Raw genomic sequence first — 18,761 nt, 5'->3', positions numbered from 1 at the left:
GTCGCCATGTTTTTTTTCCCCCGCCCCGCCCGCCGTCTCCTGTCGCTAGCCCTCCTTGCCGTAAGCATGAGACCGGTCGTCGCCGCCGACGGCGGCGACGGCGTGGCAACACGACCGTTCGCTCCTCGTTCAGGCCCGCGCGGAGCCACCCTCTTCGCCGAGATGCCTGCGGCCCGCACCGGCGTGGTGACCCAGAACAACTACGCCGATCCGCGGATGTGGACCGACCGGTATCAGGAACTTGCCTACGGCGCGATCGGCACGGGCGTGGCGGTCGGGGATTACGACGGCGACGGACGGCCGGACCTTTTCGTCGTCAGCAAGACCGAACAGAGCCGCCTCTTCCGCAATCTCGGCGACTGGAAGTTCGAGGACGTCACCGAGCGTTCCGGTATCGCCACTATCGACGCCACCGCGAAGGTGCTCTCCTGGCTCAAGGATAGAACCGGCAGCGAAGCCGCGACCGTCGACGCCGAACATTGGCGGCAGGGCGCGACCTTCGCCGACATCAACAACGACGGTCGGCTCGATCTTTACGTCTGCCGCTTCGGGGCGCCCAACCTCCTCTATGTCAACCAGGGGGATGGCACGTTCAAGGAAGAGGCCGCCGCCCGCGGCCTCGCGATCGTCGACGCCTCCGTGGTCGGCGCATTCTGCGATTACGACCGGGACGGCTGGCTGGATGTTTACCTGCTCACGAGCATGCTCGACGCCACCAAGGGACCGAAGGGACAACCCGACCGCCTGCTGCGCAACAACGGTGACGGCACCTTCACCGACGTCACCGCTCAGGCGGGCATTTCCCGGGAAGATGCGGCGGGCCACTCGGCCACCTGGTGGGATTTCGATGCGGATGGCTGGCCCGATCTCTACGTGGCCAACGACTACGCCGCACCCGATCGTCTGTATCGAAATAATCGTGACGGCACCTTTGTGGACGTCCTCGACCGCGCCGTGCCGCACTCGCCCTACTATTCGATGGGCGCGGATTTCGGCGACATCGACAACGACGGCCGACTCGACTTCCTCGCCGCCGATATGGCCGCCTCGAATCACGAGAAGGATCAGCGCGGCATGGCCGGTTCCCGCGCGCGCGCGCAGCTCGAGCCGGCGGGACCGGCGGCGGCGCAATACATGCGCAACGCCCTTTATCTTAATACCGGCACCGGGCATTTCCGCGAAGCGGCCTTTCTGGCCGGGGTCGCCGCCACCGACTGGACCTGGTCGCCACGATTCGAGGACTTGGACAACGACGGCCGCGTGGACCTGCACGTCACGAACGGCATGACCCGCGAGTATCACAATGCCGACCTGCTCCAGCGGCTGATGGCGGTCGAGAATCCGCTCGAATCGCGTCGCGTCGTGCGCACGAGTCCCTTGCTCAACGAAACCAATTTCGCCTTCCGCAATCTCGGCGATCTCGCCTTTGAGGACGTCAGCGCCGCCTGGGGGCTCGCGCAGCGCGGCGTCAGTTTCGGCTCGGCGTTTGCCGACTTCGACGGCGACGGCGACCTCGATCTTGTTTTTGGCAACTACCAGCGCGGGGCCACCCTGCTGCGCAATGACAGCGATCACGGCAATCGCGTGGTGATCGCGTTGCGCGGCACACGCTCCAACCGCTTTGGCATTGGCGCGACGATCCGCCTCGAAACGGACGCCGGACTTCAGGTGCGGCAGTTGTCCGTCTCACGTGGATACTGCTCCAGCAGCGAACCGGTCGCCCATTTCGGGCTCGGCGAGAGCGATCGCATCCGGCGCATCACGATCGAATGGCCCAGCGGCGCCATCCAGATCGCGAACGAACTCCCGGCGAATCGGCACCTGACGTTCACCGAGCCCTCCTCGCCGGCAACTGCTCCCGCGGAGGAAGCGCTTCCGCCGCCGTCTTTCGTTGCCGTCGAACAATCCTCCCTCCCACACGCCGGGAGTCGCGTGGCCTCAACGCCGCCGCCGCTGCTCGGGTTCGATCCTTACCGCGCGGGCGCGGCGGCCGCCGTCAGCGACGGTTTGCTCGGCCTCGCCGATGGCGCTCAGGTTCGAGTTTTCCAAATCGCGGCAGATGGAGCGCTTCGCCCCGCTGAACTGTCGGCACCACGTTCCTCCAGCGCCGCGCCGGTGAGCGCACTGCTGTTTGTCGAAACCAACGACGATGCCCGGGACGACCTGCTCATCGCTCGCGCGCTCCCCGGTGAAGCGGCCGGATCCGCGCTTATACCCGAGCTCTGGCTTCGCGAAAACGACGGCTGGCGCGCCGCGCCGGCCGGCACTCTGCCCGATCTGCCGCTCAACGTGAGTGCTCTCACCGCCGCGGATTTCGACCGCGACGGGCGCCTGGATATTTTCCTGGGCGGGCGCCCCGCCAACGACACCTACCCCGCCCCGGGGCGCAGCGCGCTCTGGACCCGGCGGGGAGACCAGTTCGTCGACGTCACCGATGCGCTCGCGCCCGGGCTGCGCGAGTGCGGAGTGGTCGCATCGGCGCTCTGGAGCGATGTCGACGGCGACGGCTGGATCGATTTGCTCGTCGCCCTCGAATGGGGCGGCGTTCGCTTGTGGCGGAACGAAAACGGCGCGCAGTTCACCGACGCGACCGAAGCGACGGGATTCGCCAGCGCGGGCAGCGGCTGGTGGACCTCGCTCGCGACGGCGGACTTCAACGAGGACGGCCGCCCCGACTACGTCGTCGGCAATCTCGGGCTCAACACCCGCTACCGCGCCAGCCCCGCGGAGCCCGCGCTGATCCTGCGCGGCGACTTCGGCGGGACTAGCCCGCTGCTGCTCGAAGCCTGGCACGACCGCGAACGCGTGCTGCCGTGGCTCACCCGCAACGAACTCGCGAGCAAACTCCCCGCCGTCGCCCGCGCGTTTCCACGCAACGACGCCTACGCCCGCGCGACGCTGCCACAGATCGTCGGCGAGGAGCGCGTCGCGACCGCCCGCTCCTACCCGATTTCGGAGCTGCGGAGCGGCGTCTTTCTCAGCGATGCGGACGGCCGTTTCCGTTTCGCGCCTCTGCCGCGCCTCGTCCAGATCGCGCCCGCCCAGGGGATCGTCGCGGGAGATTTCGATGGCGACGGCCATGCCGACATTTATCTCCTGCAGAATGACTTTTCCTTCGCTCCCTCCGTCGGTCGCGCCGACGGGGGACTGAGCCAGTTTCTGCGAGGGGACGGTTCTGGAAATTTTCAGCCCGTCCCGCTGGTCGAAAGCGGCCTGGTCGTGACCGGCGACGCGAAGGCGCTCGTCGTGCTCGATCTCGGCCGTGACGGACGTCCCGATTTCGTCGCAACCCGCAACGGCGACGCGCCGCTCGTCCTGCGCCATCACCGCGGCGCCGACGGCCGTTGCGTCTCGTTACGGCTCCGCGGCCCGGCCGGCAATCCGCACGCGATCGGCGCGCAGATCACGACGGTCGGTTCCGATGGTCGCCAACGCACGGCCGAGATCGGCGCCGGCGGTGGCTATGGCAGCCAGTCGGACGCGACGTGCTTTATTGGATACATCGGATCGGCCCGGCCCGCCGAACTTCGCGTGCGGTGGCCGGATGGACACACCAGCACGCATCCGTTTGCCGACGGGGCTGAACTCGTGATCGATGCACCCCGCTAACGCGCCGGTTTCCAGGCGGCGCCGAACTGCTGTGCATACGCCGAGGCGAGCCGTTGTAGTTGATCCGGCAGGACACGCGGCTGGAAACCAATCTGGGTGAGCCATGCGTCGGCCGCCGCCCGGTCGCCCGTGACGATCGCGTGGTAAGCCAGAATGCCGAGCGCCATCGGATTACCCGGCTCGGCAGTCAGCGCGGCGCGCACCTGCGCCATGCCTTCTTCGGTGCGATCGGCGGCGATCAGCATCTTTCCCAGCTCGAGATAGGCATCCGGTTCGTTTGGCCGGTAGTAAATCGAGGTTTGATACGCCACCATGGCATCCTCGATGCGTCCGGCGCCTTGAAGATTCCTCGCGTGCATCAGATGAAGCCCCGGCGATTCCGGACAATGGGACAGCCCGCGCATCAGGACGCGCTCCGCCTCCGCGCCGTTGCCCTGCCGGCGCAGCAAATCGCTGAGTCGCGCCCAGCCGTCGGCAAACTCCGGCGCGAGCGTGGTGCAGCGTTCGAACTGCTGTTTCGCGCCGGCTACGCTTCCCGTTTCGGCGAGCACGACACCCAGTTGAAACTGCGCGGAAACGTCACTGGGCGCATACGCGACGGCGCGCTGGAGCAGTTCCACGGCGCGCGGCGCCTGTCCGGTTCCCGCCAGCACGCCCGCGGTCAGCGACAAGCGATACGAGTCGAAACACTCGTCGATCAACTCGTCCACCCACGGATCCGCCGGATCGCGATACGAGCCGAAGGCCTTCTGCGCGCTGCGGATGGCGGTGGCGCGCTCCGTCTCACCGGTGCGTTCGTAGACGCTGACGATCAAATCGTAGCCGAGCTGAAACTTCGTTTCGCGCACGATCTTTTCCAAACGGACGCGTGCCGCCTCGAGGCGGCCGGCCTCGAAATCGATGCGCGCGAGGCCGAGCTCGGCGTAGCCGTTGCCCGGTTCGCGCTTGAGCACGTCGCCGTAGGTCTGCGCCGCCTCCGCGAACTGATTCGCCTTCAACTGGCAGTCGCCGAGCCGGAGACGTGCCGGAATGTAGTCGGGTGCCAGCTCGAGCACGCGCTCCCACAACGCGCGCGCGGTCTCGATCTCCCCGTAGCCGGCCAGGATCGTCGCATGCAAGTGCGGCCAGCGCGGTTCGTCGGGCTGCAACTGCTCCAGCTCGCGATAGCACTGGATGGCCTGGTCGAGATATCCATTGGCGTGATACAAGCGCGCCAACCGACCAAGCCCCTCCACCGCGCCGAAACGCGAGCGCGCCGCGGTGTCGGCTTCGGCCAGGTGCTCCGCGAGAATCGACCCATCGCTTTCGATCTCGGGCTGGACGGGAAGTGCCGCAACAACCGCGTCCCTTGCCAGCCCCGCCTGTGACCACCAGATGCCTGCCGCGACCGCCGCGGCGACCAGCACGCCACCTGCCCACCACCGGATTTTCGATTTCATTGCGCTGAAGCTCTCCGCCACAAGGTCACCCGGCCCATCGCATCGTAAGGCGGGTAGATATAGAAGCCGCCGGTGACGAGCGACACCCGGCCGTCGCCGTCGAAATCGCCGGCTCCGAGTGTGATCAGGTCTTTCGGCGCGCGCGCCAGGATCCGCGGTTCGAAATTCATGCGGCCGTCGTTCCGAAACCACACGAGCGAAACGACGTTGCGGTTGCGATTGTTCCAGTCGGCGTAGGCGGCCGACGCAATCACGTCGAGCGCGCCGTCGCCGTCGAGGTCGGCCACGACCGGGCTGTAGGCTCCCGGCAGCGTGCCGATGCGGTGGTAGCGGAAGTTGCCATCGCCCTTGTTCTCGAGCCACTGCAAGCCGTGCCACGGACGCGGACCGGGCGTCGCGGCCGGGCCGAAGCCGTCGCCGTTGGAGTAAACGATGTCCGGCCGGCCATCGCGGTTCAGGTCGGCGACGCTGATGCCGCTGCTGCCGTAGTCCTCGTTCGTCGAGCCCCAGATCCGCCGGCCGGAGAACTGACCGCCGCCCCGGTTTTCAAAATAGTGGATCTCCTCCCACTGCTGCGAGATGAGCGCTACGATGTCCGGCCGGCCATCGCCGTTGAAATCCGCGACGCACGCGTTGATCGCGCCGGAGAGCTCGAGCAGGACATGGCGCTTGAACTCCCACGGCCCCGTCCGCTCCAACCAGCTCACCTCGCCCTGATCGTAGCCGAACTGGGCGAGCACGAGATCGAGCCGGCCGTCGCCGTTCAGATCCGCGGCGCGGACATCCGTCACGCGCGAAGTGTTTTCCAGCACGACATGCGGCGTGAAGTTCTGCCGGCCATCGTTCTCGAGGACGAAGACCGTGCCGATCCGATCGTTGTTGGGAAACACCACCGACATGCTTCCTACCAGCAGGTCGAGATCGCCGTCGCCGTCCATGTCAGCGGCCTCGACATGCACCGGCGCGCGCATGTCCGTCGCCACCGTGCGCTCCTCGAAAACGCGCGGCGCGGTCTGGCGCAGCCAGACGATCTTGTTCTCCTGCGACTCGCAAAACACCACGTCAAGCCGGCCGTCGCGGTCCAAGTCAACTGGATACACATGCGCGATCCATGGTGGCCGCGCGCTCATTGGCCCGAGTTCCTGCGGCTGGAGATAATCCAGCGCCGACACGGCCGGAGCCGGAGCGCCCGGACGGTCGGTGGGCCGCGCAGTGCGTTCGGGCCGGCGACAGCCTCCGCCGCCGGCCAGGAGCAGACTCAGCAGGAGTCCGCTTGCGATCGCGCCCATGTTTCGAAGCCGGACGGCACTCATGCCGGCAGCCTCGCAACTCGCGGTCGTGTTTTCAGCACAAAAAAGACGCTCATTTCGCGGCGGCCCGCGAGCGGGTCGCCGCCGGACGGCCGTTCTCGCGCACGGGCAGCGACGCGCCGTCGAACCAGGTGCCCTCCACCAGCGTCACCGTCGGGAATTCCGGCACGCCATAGGTATTCTGCTGCAGCTGGCCCGCGAGAATCTCCACCGCCAGTTCGCCCACCCGCGCGCAGTTCTGCCGCACGCCCGCGACGCGACCGTCGGTTTTCTCAAGGAGGATGTCGACGAACGCGACATCCTCCGGAACCGACAGGCCCAGCTCCTCGATCCGCGGCATCACCACGGACGCCGCGCTGATGATCACCTCCGGCCGGTGACGTTGCATCCAGTTCTGAAATTCCTTGCGCGGCACGAGTTGCGCCGGCGCGTTCCGATCGGCCACCTGACCGCTCGGCGGCGTGTAGGGAAACAGCAGGATCGGCAGTTGGTCGGACTTGGGCAATTTGCGCTGCTGCGCGAGGTATCCGGAGGACCAAGCCAGGTCCACGCCGTGATCCCAGGTCTCCGGAATCACGAAACCGATCCGCCGGTAACCGGCGTCGATCACCCGCCGCATCGCGAGCTGGATGATGGCCCGCTGGTCATTGGTGACGGTGTGCAGCGGAGGCTCGTGCGGCACGAAGTCGATTTTGACCGCGCTCAGACGCGGCCAGTCGAACGACAGCGGCACTTCGTTCTCATACCGCTGCGAGGCGATGATCACGCCCGTGATGCCGCGGTTATAAAGAATGTCGCTCATCCGCTGATGCGTCAGTCCCGGCTGCCCAAGCCAGAAATGCTCGAGCCGGTAGCCGAGCTGCGTCGCGCGCTCCAGCGCGCCGGAAAAGAAATGCTCGTGCGGCAGGTCGCTTTTCCACCCGAACTCGCTGCCCCAGTTGGTCACATACGCGAGCGTCGGCATATTGCGCTGCGAGCGCAGGCCGCCGCGATAATGAATCAAGGCCCGCAAGGCCGGATCCGGTTGATAACCCATCTCGCGCGCGAGCGCCTGGATCCGCTCGCGGGTCGACGCGGGCAGCGAAGGATGGTTGCGCAAGGCCAGCGACACGGTCGTGACGTGCACGCCCGCGCGCTTGGCGACATCGGCCATGACAACGCGACTGCTCATGAAAGCGAGTTGAAGGTGGGGTGAAGCGGCACGGCTCAGACAAGCAGCCTCCGCTCGCGCCGCAAGCACGGCGTGCAAGGGCGTAATCTAGCCTTTCGGAATGTTTCGGTAAGTCCGCGGCGCGCATCCCATGACCCGGCGAAAACAGCGGGTAAAATAATACGCGTCCGCATAGCCAACCCGCTCCGCGATCGCGCCGACCGCCAGGCGCGTCGTGTCGAGCAGGTGACACGCATGCCGCACGCGCAAACGGATCAGGTAATCGATCGGGGCAAAACCCGTGTGCCGGCGAAATAGCATGGAATAATGTGTCACCGATACACCCGCCGCCGTCGCGAGCTCCTCGAGCCGGTGCGGGCGCTGCCAGTCGCGCTGCAGTTGCTCGACCGACGCCAGCACCCGTTCCTCGGACGAGCGCAACGCCGTCGATGCCAGGGCGAGCTGCGCCACGGCGCTGAAGGCGTTGCGCAGCGCCGTCGCCGCCGCCACCTGCTCGCGCAACGCGTAGCCGCGCTCCAGGGCCGCGAACACCTGGTCCAGCGCCACTTGCTCGAGGCGGTCCTTCGCGAGGGAGATCACCGCCGCGCGCGCGGTCCCCGCCCCCATCAGCAGCTCCCGCCACGCCGGCACCTCGTCTCCCGCAAAATGCGCCCACGCGATCGTCCACGGCTCCGTCCCGCGCGTCCCATAGGCATGCGGTTCGCGCGTCGGCAGCCACGCCCAATCGCCCGCGCCCACCGCATGGATCGCCTCGCCCAGCCGCACCTCGCCGCCGCCGCGCAGACAAAGCAGCGCCAGCGTCGTGGATGCGCCCGTCGGTCGCTCCACCCAGTGTCCCTGCGCGTGCGGAAAATAGCCCGCATCGGTCACGTGCAGCCCGCGCAAAAGCGGGTGCCGCCCGGCCCGCACGCGCTCCGGTTCCGGTAGCACGACAAAATGTTCTCCGGGATAGCCGTCCGGACGCCGGCGCTCTTTCATTCGCAAGATCGTGCAGGTTTATGCGATTTCTGTCCATTGGAACTCCTCGACTGGCAACGTAGGATCATCCCGGTCAGCCACACCCCAGTCCCCATGAATTTCTTCCGTTCCTTCATCCTCCTCCCGGGTCTCTGTCTTTTTTCGCTGATGTTCTCCTCCGCCGCCTCCATGCCATCCTCCCTTCGCCTCGATCTTGCCGGTGACTGGCACTACCGCCTCGATTCGTCCGCCAGCCCCGGCGCGGCCGACGACGCCCGTCGCGCACCGTTCACCGCCACGCTGCCGCTGCCCGGCAGCCTGGAGCAGCAGCGTATTGGAAATCCGGTGACAGTCGACACGGCCTGGACTGGCGGCATCTTCGACCGGTCGTATTTCACGTCACCGGCCTACGCGGCCTATCGCGAACCGGGCAACGTCAAGGTGCCGTTCTGGCTGCAGCCGGAGACGCATTATGTCGGTCGCGCGACGTTTCAACGCACGGTCGATCTGCCCGCGGATTGGACCGGCCGGCGGATCGTCCTCACGCTCGAGCGTCCCCATTGGAAAACCCGCGTCTGGTGGGACGATCGCCTGATCGGCACGGGCGACAGCCTCTCCAACGCCCACCGTTTCGAGATCGGCACCGATCTCGCACCCGGGCCGCACCGGCTCACCATCGAGGTCGACAACACCCTCGATCCGGACATTGGCGAAAACTCCCACAGCGTCTCCGATCACACCCAGGGCAACTGGAACGGCATCGTCGGCCGGATGGAGCTCGTCGCCACCGCCCCCGCCTGGGTCGCCGAGCTCAATCTGTATCCAAATCTCGATGACCGCACCGTCGTCGTCCGCGGCCGCATCGCCGCCGTGTCGGGAACGAAGCTGCCGTCGCAAATCGCCCTCGCTGGCGATCCCGCGAAACCGTCGCAGGAGGTCGCCGTCGCCACCGATGGCACGTTCTCGGCCACCCTCGCGTTTCCCGCCGGGGCTCCGGTTTGGGACGAGTTTACTCCCGCGCTTCACCGCGTCGTTGCCACCCTGCCGAACGGCGAACAGCACACCGCGACCTTCGGTTTCCGCACCATCAGCCACGACGGCCGCCAACTGACGCTTAACGGCCGCAAGCTCTTCCTTCGCGGCACGCTCGACTGCGCGGCTTATCCGCGCACCGGCCATCCGCCGATGGACCTCGCCGAATGGAAACACGTGTTCGGCATCATCCGCAGCTACGGGCTGAATCACGTCCGGTTTCACTCCTGGTGCCCGCCGGAAGCCGCGTTCGTCGCCGCCGACGAACTCGGGCTTTACCTGCAGATCGAGGTCGCCTCGTGGCCGAATTGGAGCACGACGCTCGGCGACGGCAAGCCGGTCGACGCGTGGATCGACGCCGAGACGCAGCGCATTCTCCAGGCCTACGGCAACCACCCGTCGTTTCTTTTTCTGTGCGCCGGCAACGAGCCGTCCGGCGACCACCACGCCGCCTGGCTTTCCGGCTGGGTCTCGCGCCAAAAATCGCGAGATTCCCGCCGCCTCTACACCGCTGGCGCCGGCTGGCCCGAGGTCCCGGAGAACGACTTTCACATTCGTTCGGAGCCGCGCATCCACCAGTGGGGCGATGGGCTCGCCTCCCGCATCAATCGCCTCCCCCCGGAAACGACAACCGACTACCGCGATTTCATCCGCGGCCGCGCGGTGCCGGTCGTGAGCCACGAGATCGGCCAGTGGTGCGCGTATCCGAATTTTGGAGAAATGCCGAAATACACCGGCTACCTGAAGCCCCGCAACTTCGAGATCTTCCGCGAAAGTCTCGCCCGGCACCACCTCGCCGACCAGGCCCACGACTTCCTCATCGCCTCGGGAAAACTGCAGGCACTCTGCTACAAGGAGGACATCGAGTCCGCCCTCCGGACTCCGGAGATGGCCGGTTTTCAATTGCTCGGGCTCAGCGATTTTCCCGGCCAGGGCACCGCGCTCGTCGGCGTGCTCGACGCGTTCTGGGACGACAAGGGCTACATCGATGCCGCCACCTTCCGTCGTTTCTGCGCCAGCACGGTCGTGCTCGCCCGGCTGGAACGCCGGGTCTTCACCACCACCGACACCTTCGCGGCCGGCGTCGAGGTTGCGCATTTCGGCGCGAAGGCGTTGCCGGGTGCAGTCGTCGCCTGGCGCCTCGTTGGCGACGACCATAACGTGGTCGCCGAGGGTCGCTTTGCCCCGCAGGACATTCCCGTCGGGGCCGCCAACGCCATCGGCCGGATCGACCTGCCGCTCGCGCGCGTGCCGGCCCCGGCCCGATATCGCCTGATCGCAGCCGTCGAGCACACGGATTTCGAAAACGACTGGGACGTCTGGGTGTATCCGGAAACAAAAGACACTCCGGCCGACCCGGCCGGGGTCACGGTCGTCCGCGATCTCAGCGCCGAGGCACTACAGCGGCTCGACGCCGGCGAGGCGGTCGTCCTCATGATTCCGCCGGCGCAAGTCGCCCCCGATCCGGAAAAAGGCCGGATCGCGCTCGGTTTCTCGAGCATCTTCTGGAACACCGCATGGACCAACGGCCAGGCGCCCCACACCCTGGGCATCCTGTGCGATCCGCGCCAGCCGGCGCTCGCGGATTTTCCGACGGAGGCGCACAGCAACTGGCAGTGGTGGTATCCGCTGCAGCACGCCGCGCCGATGATCCTCGACGGCCTGCCGGCGGAATTACGGCCGATCGTGCAAGTCGTCGATGACTGGTTCACCAATCGAAAACTCGCGCTGGCGTTCGAAGCGCGCGTCGGTCGCGGACGACTCCTCGTCACCAGCATCGATCTCGCCAGCGGGGACCTCGACCCGGTGCGCCGGCAACTGCGCGCGAGCCTGTTGCGCTACGCGGCGAGCCCGACGTTCTCACCGGGAACGTCGCTCGCGCCGGAGCAGATTGCGGCCTTGTTCGGATCGACGGACGCGCGTTGACGAACGCGTCGACGCGCGGCGTCACCACTTCACGCGAAGAAACTCCATCATGATCGTGGGGTTGGGTTCCTTGTGACGGGAATCCTCGTCGAAGATATCCGTCCAGCGCCACAGCCCGACCTCTCCGACCGCGTTGCCCATGTTTTTGCGGGCAACCGGTCCGCCTTCGATCACCGTAAAGTGCGTGCGATCCTGTGCCGGCAGCGGCGGAGGCCGAAACGGAATCCGGCGCTCCTGCACCGTCACCTTCTCCAGCACCTGCACCTCCGCGCTGGAGGCCAAAGGTTTCTCGTCACGCCGCGCGACGGCGTCGCCATTGGCCTCGCGCTGCAGGCGCACGCGCGGTTGCGGCGTGACGCTGGTCCGTGCCGGACGTTCCTGCGCCACCGCGGCGGCTAGTAGCACAAACAGGGGAAGTAGGCGTGCGATAAGGCTCATGATGGGGTTCCTCTCTGCTGGGTGGTTGAAAGCCTCGCCCGAAACGAAAGCGGCATCGGCTCGCCGCCTCCGCTAAACAAACGCGAATTCGCGTCCGTCTCAACCGCGAATACCGCTCGCCTCGCCGGGCCGCCGCGCGATAAAAGTCCCGCTGGAGAACACTCGCGAGCAGCGAAGCTCTCCGCTCCTTTCATGAAATCTCCGATCCGACTCTTCTCCGGCCTGGCGATTCTCGCCGCTTCGTTTGCCCTCCCCGCCGTTGCGGCGCTGCAAGTCGCCAGCCCGTTCGGCGATCACATGGTGCTGCAACGCGATCACCCCGTGCCTGTGTGGGGCATGGCCGACGCCGGCCAACGCGTCACGGTGAAATTCGCCGGACAAGTCAAAGCCGCGACCGCCGATGCGAACGGCCGCTGGCAGGTCACGCTCGACGCGCTGCGGGCCAGCGCCTCGCCGGAATCGCTGACGATCAGCGCCGCCACCAACAACAGCGGCGCCGCGGAATCGCGTTCATTTCAAGACGTGCTCGTCGGCGAGGTGTGGCTCTGCGGCGGCCAATCCAACATGGAGCGCCAGCTCGGCCTGCGCCCCGGCCAGAAGCCGATCGTCGATTGGGAGCGTGAAGCCGCCGCCGCCGATTTCCCGCAGATCCGCCAGCTCTATGTCGTGCAACGTCTCGCCTCCACGCCGCAGTCCACCGCGGAAATGAGCTGGACCGTTTGCTCACCGGCGACCGCGCCGGATTTCACGGCGGTGGGATTTTTCTTTGCGCGCCAACTCCACGAAGCGCTGCACGTGCCGATCGGGATCATTCATAGTTCGTGGGGCGGCACGCCCGCGGAGGCGTGGACGAGCCAAAAGGGGCTGCAGGCGTTTCCGGAGTTCAGCGATGCGCTTGAACAGATGCAGGCATTCGAACGCGACCCGGACGGCGCGGAGCGCACCTACCGCGAGCGGATCGCACGCTGGTATGAAGCGTCCGATCCCGGCAGCCGCGGCGCCGGCTGGCAAGAGCCCGCGCTCGACACGCACGATTGGGAAACGATGAATCTCCCGACGATGTGGGAAAACGCCGGTCGCGCCGGCTTCGACGGCGTGGGCTGGTTTCGCCGCCGCTTCGACCTGCCGTCCACCTGGCAAGGCGGCGATGTCGAACTCCACCTCAGCGCCATCGACGATCTGGATACAACCTGGGTCAACGGCCAGCTCGTCGGTGCGACCGACCTGTGGCTCACGCCGCGCGTTTATCGCGTGCCCGCCGCCGCGCTCAAGCGGCAGGGCAATGTCATCGCCGTGCGCGTGCTCGATACGGGCGGCAACGGCGGCATCTGGAATCCGGAGCTTCCGCTCGAAGCGCGTTCCCTCGACGGATCGTTCGCGCCGATCCCGCTCACCGGGGCCTGGCGTGCCCGTTTCTCCGTCGCCATGAGCCAGGTGTCGCCGCCGCCGCGCGATCCACGCCGGGGTTCGAATAACCCCACCGTGCTCTACAACGGCATGATCGCTCCGCTCGTGCCCTACGCGATCCGCGGCGTGACGTTCTATCAGGGCGAAGCCAACGCCGACCGTCCGCAGCAGTATCGCGCCTTGTTTCCGGCGCTCATCGCCGACTGGCGCCGCGCGTGGCAGCAGGGAGACTTCCCCTTTCTCTTCGTGCAGATTGCGCCCTTCAAAGACCAGCCTCCCGAGATTCGCGAAGCGCAGCTGCTCGCATGGCAGGCGACGAAGCACACAGCGATGGTCGTCACGCTCGACCACGGCGACGCCGAGGATATTCATCCCGCCGACAAACGGCCGGTCGGCGAACGGCTCGCGCTCGCCGCTCGCGCCCTCGCCTACGGGGAGCCGGTCGAATACTCCGGACCGGTGTATTCAGAAGTCCGATTCAACGGCCGCCGCGCAGAGCTCCGCTTCTCGCACCTCGGTGGCGGCCTTGTCGCCCACGATGGCCCGCTGACCGGCTTCACGCTCGCCGGAGCCGATGGCGTGTTTCATCCGGCGGACGCACAGATCGAAGGGAACACCGTGCTCGTCTCCTCCTCCGCGGTGCTCGCGCCGACTGCCGTCCGCTACGCCTGGGCCAATGTGGCCAGCGGCAATCTGTTCAACCGCGCGGGCCTTCCCGCCTCGCCGTTCCGCACCGACGCGCCCGCCACTCGTTGACGTTTCCCCACCACCCGGGCAGCCCGCATCATCGCCGCGAGCCGGCGCGGGCGTTCGTGGCGCGACGCTCCTCGCCCGGGCTGCGGCCGAACTTCGTGCGATAAGCCCGTGCGAAGCTGTTCGCTGTGGCAAACCCGCTCGCTAGTGCGACCGCCTCGATCGGCTCCTCCGTCGCCGCCAGCATTGCGCGCGCATGCTCCAACCGCAGCCGACGCAGGAAAACTCCAGGCGTCTCGCCGTGCCGGCGCTTGAACTCCCGCATGAAATGCTCGCGGCTGACGCCGCATTTCGCGGCGAGCGTTTTCAAGTTGAGCGGAGAGCGGAAGTGATTCCGCAGTTGCTGGTAACCGAATTCGATTGGATCCACCGCCGAACTCGCCCGCATCTGCTCCCGGTAGAGCGCCGTCAGCAGCCGATAAAGCAACTCCGCTTCCTGCAGCCGGTCGCGAAAACTTCGCGCGCGAAAGCGCTCGAACACCTCGTCGAACAACGTCGCCGCTTCCGAACGCAACGGCAGCGCCACGACCGATCCGAACTCGTGCCGGAGCTGATCGAACACGGCCCGTAACGGCGCACTCGGCTCCAGCGCGATGTAGCGGTGGCGATACGGCTCTTTCGCCTCGGGCGGATAACCATAACGACTCGGCTCGCGATGAGTGAAGAGCATCGCGTGCCCCGCCGGCACCTGCCGGGTTCCTTTCGCATCCGCGAAAAACGCCGCTCCCGCGAGAGTCCACTGCACGACCAGCAGATTGCGGTCGCTTCGCCGCGCATTGTCATAGCCATAGGATGGCCCGCGACGCACTTCCTCCGCACAACCGTGAACGAACCCAAACGCATCGCCGCCCGCCGTCAGCTTGGTCACTTTTTGCATACTACGATCACTCTTTGACGCTCGGGTTCTGCCGCATATCGCCGTTACCGTCGAATCAGTTCTCCCTTCCTCCGGTCACTTTTTTCCTCATGAGCAAAAGCAAAGCCGACGAAGTCGGCCACTCCGCCCACACGCAGGACGCCGCCGCGGCCGGTCTGCCCGGCCAAATGTCGCGTCCGATCAAGCTCACGTTTCTCGGCGCCGGCAGTTTCTTCGCCCCACGTCTGGTCAACGACGTTCTGCGCATCCCCGGTGCGCCGGGCGGCACGATCGCCTTGGTCGACATCGACGCGGGCCGTTTGCGCATTACCGCCCGACTGGTCAAGCGTCTGATCGCCCAACTCGGCGGCGGCCGCTGGAAGTTGCAGGCCCACGTCGACCGCAAGAAGGTCCTGCGCGGCTCGGACTACATCGTGAACTGCATCGAGGTGAGCGGTCTCGAATGCGTCGTCCACGACAACGACATTCCGCTGAAATACGGCGTCGACCAGTGCATCGGCGATACCATCGGCCCCGGCGGTCTCTTCAAGGCCCTGCGCACGATTCCCGTCTGGCTCGACGTCCTCCGCGATTGCGAACGCCTGTGTCCGCAGGCGCTGGTGCTCAACTACACCAATCCGATGGCGATGCTCTGTCTCGCCGCGGCGCGCACGTCGTCGATGTCCGTGGTCGGTCTTTGTCATTCCGTTCAGGGCACAAGCCACTTGCTCGCCGAATACGCGGAGGTCCCGTATCCGGAGCTCGAGTGGGAATGCGCGGGCATCAACCACCTCGCCTGGTTCACCCGCCTCAGTCACCGCAGCCGCAATCTGTATCCAAAACTTCACGCCAAATTCAAACGCGAGATCGCCGAGGGGCTGCGCGAGTTCGACGCCGGGCTCGGCGACCAGGACGCGACCGACAACGCCTTCGGTACCAGCACCGAGGTGCGTTACCGCCAGCGCGACCTGATCCGCAAGGACATGTGCCTGCACTTCGGCGCGTTCATCACCGAGAGTTCCGGCCATCTGTCGGAATACCTGCCGTATTATCGCAAGAGCGAAGCGGGCCGGAAACTCCTGCGACTCGGCTATGACGGCGGCTCGCGTTTCTACGCCACCAACTGGCCGCGCTGGCGGCAGACGGCCGACAGGGAGCGCCGCGCCATGCTTCGCGGCGAGGTGCCGATGCAGTGGGAACGGAGCTGGGAATACGCGTCGTGGATCATCGAGGCGCGCGAGAAGGACTCGCCGTTTCGCATCCACGGCAACGTGTCCAACCAGCACCGCGGCGCTGGCCAGCTCATCACCAACTTGCCTGCCGACAGCTGCGTCGAGGTCGCGTGTCTCGTCGATCGCAACGGCGTCACGCCAACCCGCTTCGGCGCCCTGCCGCCGCAGATGGCGGCGGTGAGTGCGAGCAATCTGAGCATGTTCGATCTCGGCGCCCAAGCCGCGATCGAGCGCAGCATCGAAAAAGCGATCTACGCGCTTTACCTCGATCCGCTCACGTCCGCGGTCTGCACGCCGGCGCAGATCAAGGCGATGGCGCTCGAAATGTTCGCCGCCGAGAAAGCGTTTTTGCCCGGCTACCGCTGAAGCGCCGCGAGCACTTGCTGCGCGCCGCGGTGGTGCGGGTCGATGCGCAACGCCTGCTCCGCCGCCGCGCGCGCGCCGGCGCGATCGCCCGCGCGCAAGAGCACCGTCGCGAGCGCATACGGATAATCGGCCGTGTCGGAGGCGCGTTTCGCCGCCTCGCGCAACGCGTCCACTGCCTCCACGAGTCGCTCCTGCTGCGCGAGAAAAAGTCCCAGATTATACCAGGCGCGATGCAGTCCCGGGTCGCGTCGCACGGCGAAGCGGAACGAGTTTTCCGTTTCCGCCGTCCGGCCCGCCTCCGCATACGCGAGCGCCGCCTGTAGCGCGAGCCGGCCGCCCGCCTCCGGAGAAACTTCCGCCGCCCGGTAATACGCCGCGCCCGCCTCAGACAGACGTCCAAGCTGCGCGAGCACCGCCGCCTCCGATTCGAGAATGCCCGGCGAATGCGGATCCCACTGCGCCGCTTGCTTGATCTCCGCCAACGCCTCCTCAAATCGCCCGCGATTCGCCAGGTCCTGGCCAAGCCGCACGCGCCCCGCCGGCTGGTCGAGCGTCAGCGAGAGATAATTGTCCAACTCCGCGCGCGCCGGCGAATCCGCCGGCAATTGCGGCGACAGCGCCCATGCCGCGTCCAGCCGCACCAGTCGCACCGGATCCTGCAACAGAGGTGTGAGCACACTCGCCGCGTCCGATGCGCCCGCGAAATACCGCACGGCCGCGGCCCGCTCGAGTGGATCGGAAGCACGCAGCGAAGCACTGGCCGCTTCGCGCGCCGCGGCCGCGCTCGCTTCGGACGTGCCCGCGACCAACGAAAGATACGTCGCGCGCCACGCGGGGATGTCTTCCGTTTTCAGCAGATCGAGCAGCGCCTGCGTTGACCCCGGCCGATCGGCTTGAGCCGCCGCCACCGCGCGCGCACGAGCCCGCTGGCGCGAGTCCATCTTCGAGCCATACCACTCGTCCGCCTTGGCGATGTTCCAATCGATGCCTTTGTCCGCGTGGCAATGGCTGCACGCATTCGGAATCCCGAGCTCCTTCGTGAGCAACGGATCGGGTTTCAGCCAGCCGTGATCGTGCCGCGGCGAGCGCTGCATGTAAGTCGTCGTCGGCATGTGGCACGCGACGCAGGAATTGCCCGCACTGTCCGCCGCGTGATGCGAATGCGCGGTCGGATCGATCGGCATCGCGCGCACGCCGCCCGGCATCACGCGTCCGGGCGCAGTGTGACATTGCATGCACAGCTGGTTGTTCCCCGCCGGCAGGATGGTCTTGGTCGTGTGCGGATCGTGGCAGTCGAGACACGTCACGCCCGCATGGCCCATCCGGCTGAGCAGCACGGAGGTCCAGTTGAAATCCTCGTCGCGCTGTTGCCCGTCGGGATAAAACGTCGCCGCGTCCACCGGCAGCACCACGCGATAATGGTCGTGGTAATTGTCGCCCGGTTGAAACTGATCCGTCAGCAACTCGTTGCGCGCATGGCACGGCGCGCAGGTCTGCATCATCTTCTGGCGATCGCCGAAAAACGGCGGCTGCGGTCCGGTTGACGCGAGTTTTGGTTTCTTGCCGTGCCCGGCAGGCATCGGCCCGTGACACTGGATGCAGCCGACGCCGTGCTCGACCCAGGTGGAGTGGTAACTATCGGTGGCCGCCTCGTAATTGCGCTGGTAGCCGGTCATGTGGCAGTGCGCGCACATCGAATTCCAATTCATGCCGCGTCCGGTCCAATGGCCCCATTCTCCAGGCTGGCGTCCTTCATTTCCGAATACGTTGAACCATTCCTTCTTCGCGGGATCGAACGCCTGCTCGTGCGGCTGCCAGCGTCCGCCCGCCGCCGGAATGAGCGGTTGCCACGATGGTTTGTGGCCGAGCACGAGTTCCGGTGCCGCCGAATCCGGTGCCGCCTGCGCGAAGGTCCTTAGCGCCTCGGCGTCGCGTTCCGGATCGATTGGTCGATTCGCCAGCGCGTGATCCGTCGCGGCCCACGCCGCGTGCACCTCCTGGTGACATTCGCGACACGAGGCCGAGGTTTGCCCCACCGCGGCCGCGACCGTCGCCGGAGCACCCCCGGATTGCGTTTTCCCGCAACCGCCCGCCGCAAGGAGCGTGGCCGCGGCGCCCGCGGAAAGAAATGCGAGCGCGATCCGGCGGAGAGGAAAATGATGCGCGAAGGGGTTCTCCAAGTCCGCGATTCCACGGAGAGATTTCGCGGATGCCAAGCCTGCGCGTGGCTGTTGCGGTTGGTTGTCACCTTCCCACCGCGCAGCG

The 18,761-nt window shown here is 66.6% G+C and carries 11 protein-coding genes; 4 read left to right on the top strand and 7 right to left on the bottom strand.

Annotated elements, in window-relative coordinates; translation table 11 throughout:
- Nucleotides 1-162: 162 nt before the first annotated feature.
- On the top strand, nt 163-3,609 hold the full coding sequence (locus tag AC6RV7_RS13335; RefSeq protein WP_500094495.1) for an FG-GAP-like repeat-containing protein: 3,447 nt from the start codon (nt 163-165) through the stop codon (nt 3,607-3,609).
- Here AC6RV7_RS13335 and AC6RV7_RS13330 read toward each other — a convergent pair.
- From AC6RV7_RS13330 to AC6RV7_RS13315, 4 genes are all read right to left on the bottom strand, one after another.
- Complete coding sequence (locus AC6RV7_RS13330) at nt 3,606-5,048, bottom strand: tetratricopeptide repeat protein (RefSeq protein WP_500094494.1); 1,443 nt, start codon at nt 5,046-5,048, stop codon at nt 3,606-3,608. The genes AC6RV7_RS13335 and AC6RV7_RS13330 overlap by 4 nt on opposite strands.
- On the bottom strand, nt 5,045-6,337 hold the full coding sequence (locus AC6RV7_RS13325; RefSeq protein ID WP_500094493.1) for an FG-GAP repeat domain-containing protein: 1,293 nt from the start codon (nt 6,335-6,337) through the stop codon (nt 5,045-5,047). The genes AC6RV7_RS13330 and AC6RV7_RS13325 overlap by 4 nt, the downstream gene beginning before the upstream one ends.
- Before the next feature lie 73 nt (nt 6,338-6,410).
- The gene (locus AC6RV7_RS13320) at nt 6,411-7,529 is read right to left on the bottom strand and encodes a LacI family DNA-binding transcriptional regulator (RefSeq protein ID WP_500094492.1); all 1,119 of its coding nucleotides are present in this window, start codon (nt 7,527-7,529) and stop codon (nt 6,411-6,413) included.
- Nucleotides 7,530-7,616: 87 nt separating this feature from the next.
- Nucleotides 7,617-8,507, bottom strand: a complete 891-nt coding sequence (locus AC6RV7_RS13315; RefSeq protein WP_500094490.1) for a helix-turn-helix domain-containing protein — start codon at nt 8,505-8,507, stop codon at nt 7,617-7,619.
- A 93-nt stretch (nt 8,508-8,600) separates the two neighbouring features.
- Between AC6RV7_RS13315 and AC6RV7_RS13310 the strand changes: the two genes are divergently transcribed.
- Complete coding sequence (locus tag AC6RV7_RS13310) at nt 8,601-11,444, top strand: DUF8487 domain-containing protein (protein WP_500094489.1); 2,844 nt, start codon at nt 8,601-8,603, stop codon at nt 11,442-11,444.
- 21 nt (nt 11,445-11,465) lie between these two features.
- Here the strand turns inward: AC6RV7_RS13310 and AC6RV7_RS13305 are convergent, their stop codons facing one another.
- Complete coding sequence (locus tag AC6RV7_RS13305; protein ID WP_500094488.1) at nt 11,466-11,882, bottom strand: hypothetical protein; 417 nt, start codon at nt 11,880-11,882, stop codon at nt 11,466-11,468.
- Nucleotides 11,883-12,074: 192 nt separating this feature from the next.
- Between AC6RV7_RS13305 and AC6RV7_RS13300 the strand changes: the two genes are divergently transcribed.
- Nucleotides 12,075-14,045: a sialate O-acetylesterase gene (locus AC6RV7_RS13300; RefSeq protein ID WP_500094487.1), complete on the top strand. Its 1,971-nt coding sequence runs from the start codon at nt 12,075-12,077 to the stop codon at nt 14,043-14,045.
- Between the two features lie 28 nt (nt 14,046-14,073).
- Here AC6RV7_RS13300 and AC6RV7_RS13295 read toward each other — a convergent pair whose 3' ends face one another.
- A complete protein-coding gene (locus AC6RV7_RS13295) occupies nt 14,074-14,919 on the bottom strand; it encodes a helix-turn-helix domain-containing protein (protein WP_500094486.1) in 846 nt (281 codons plus the stop codon).
- A gap of 89 nt (nt 14,920-15,008) precedes the next feature.
- Between AC6RV7_RS13295 and AC6RV7_RS13290 the strand changes: the two genes are divergently transcribed.
- Complete coding sequence (locus AC6RV7_RS13290) at nt 15,009-16,496, top strand: alpha-glucosidase/alpha-galactosidase (RefSeq protein ID WP_500094485.1); 1,488 nt, start codon at nt 15,009-15,011, stop codon at nt 16,494-16,496.
- Here AC6RV7_RS13290 and AC6RV7_RS13285 read toward each other — a convergent pair.
- On the bottom strand, nt 16,487-18,676 hold the full coding sequence (locus AC6RV7_RS13285; RefSeq protein WP_500094484.1) for a tetratricopeptide repeat protein: 2,190 nt from the start codon (nt 18,674-18,676) through the stop codon (nt 16,487-16,489). The two genes, AC6RV7_RS13290 and AC6RV7_RS13285, sit on opposite strands and share 10 nt — an antisense overlap.
- Nucleotides 18,677-18,761: the final 85 nt, after the last annotated feature.

This window comes from Opitutus sp. sgz309028 (assembly GCF_059821195.1).
This window is presented reverse-complemented; position numbering and strand designations above follow the sequence as displayed.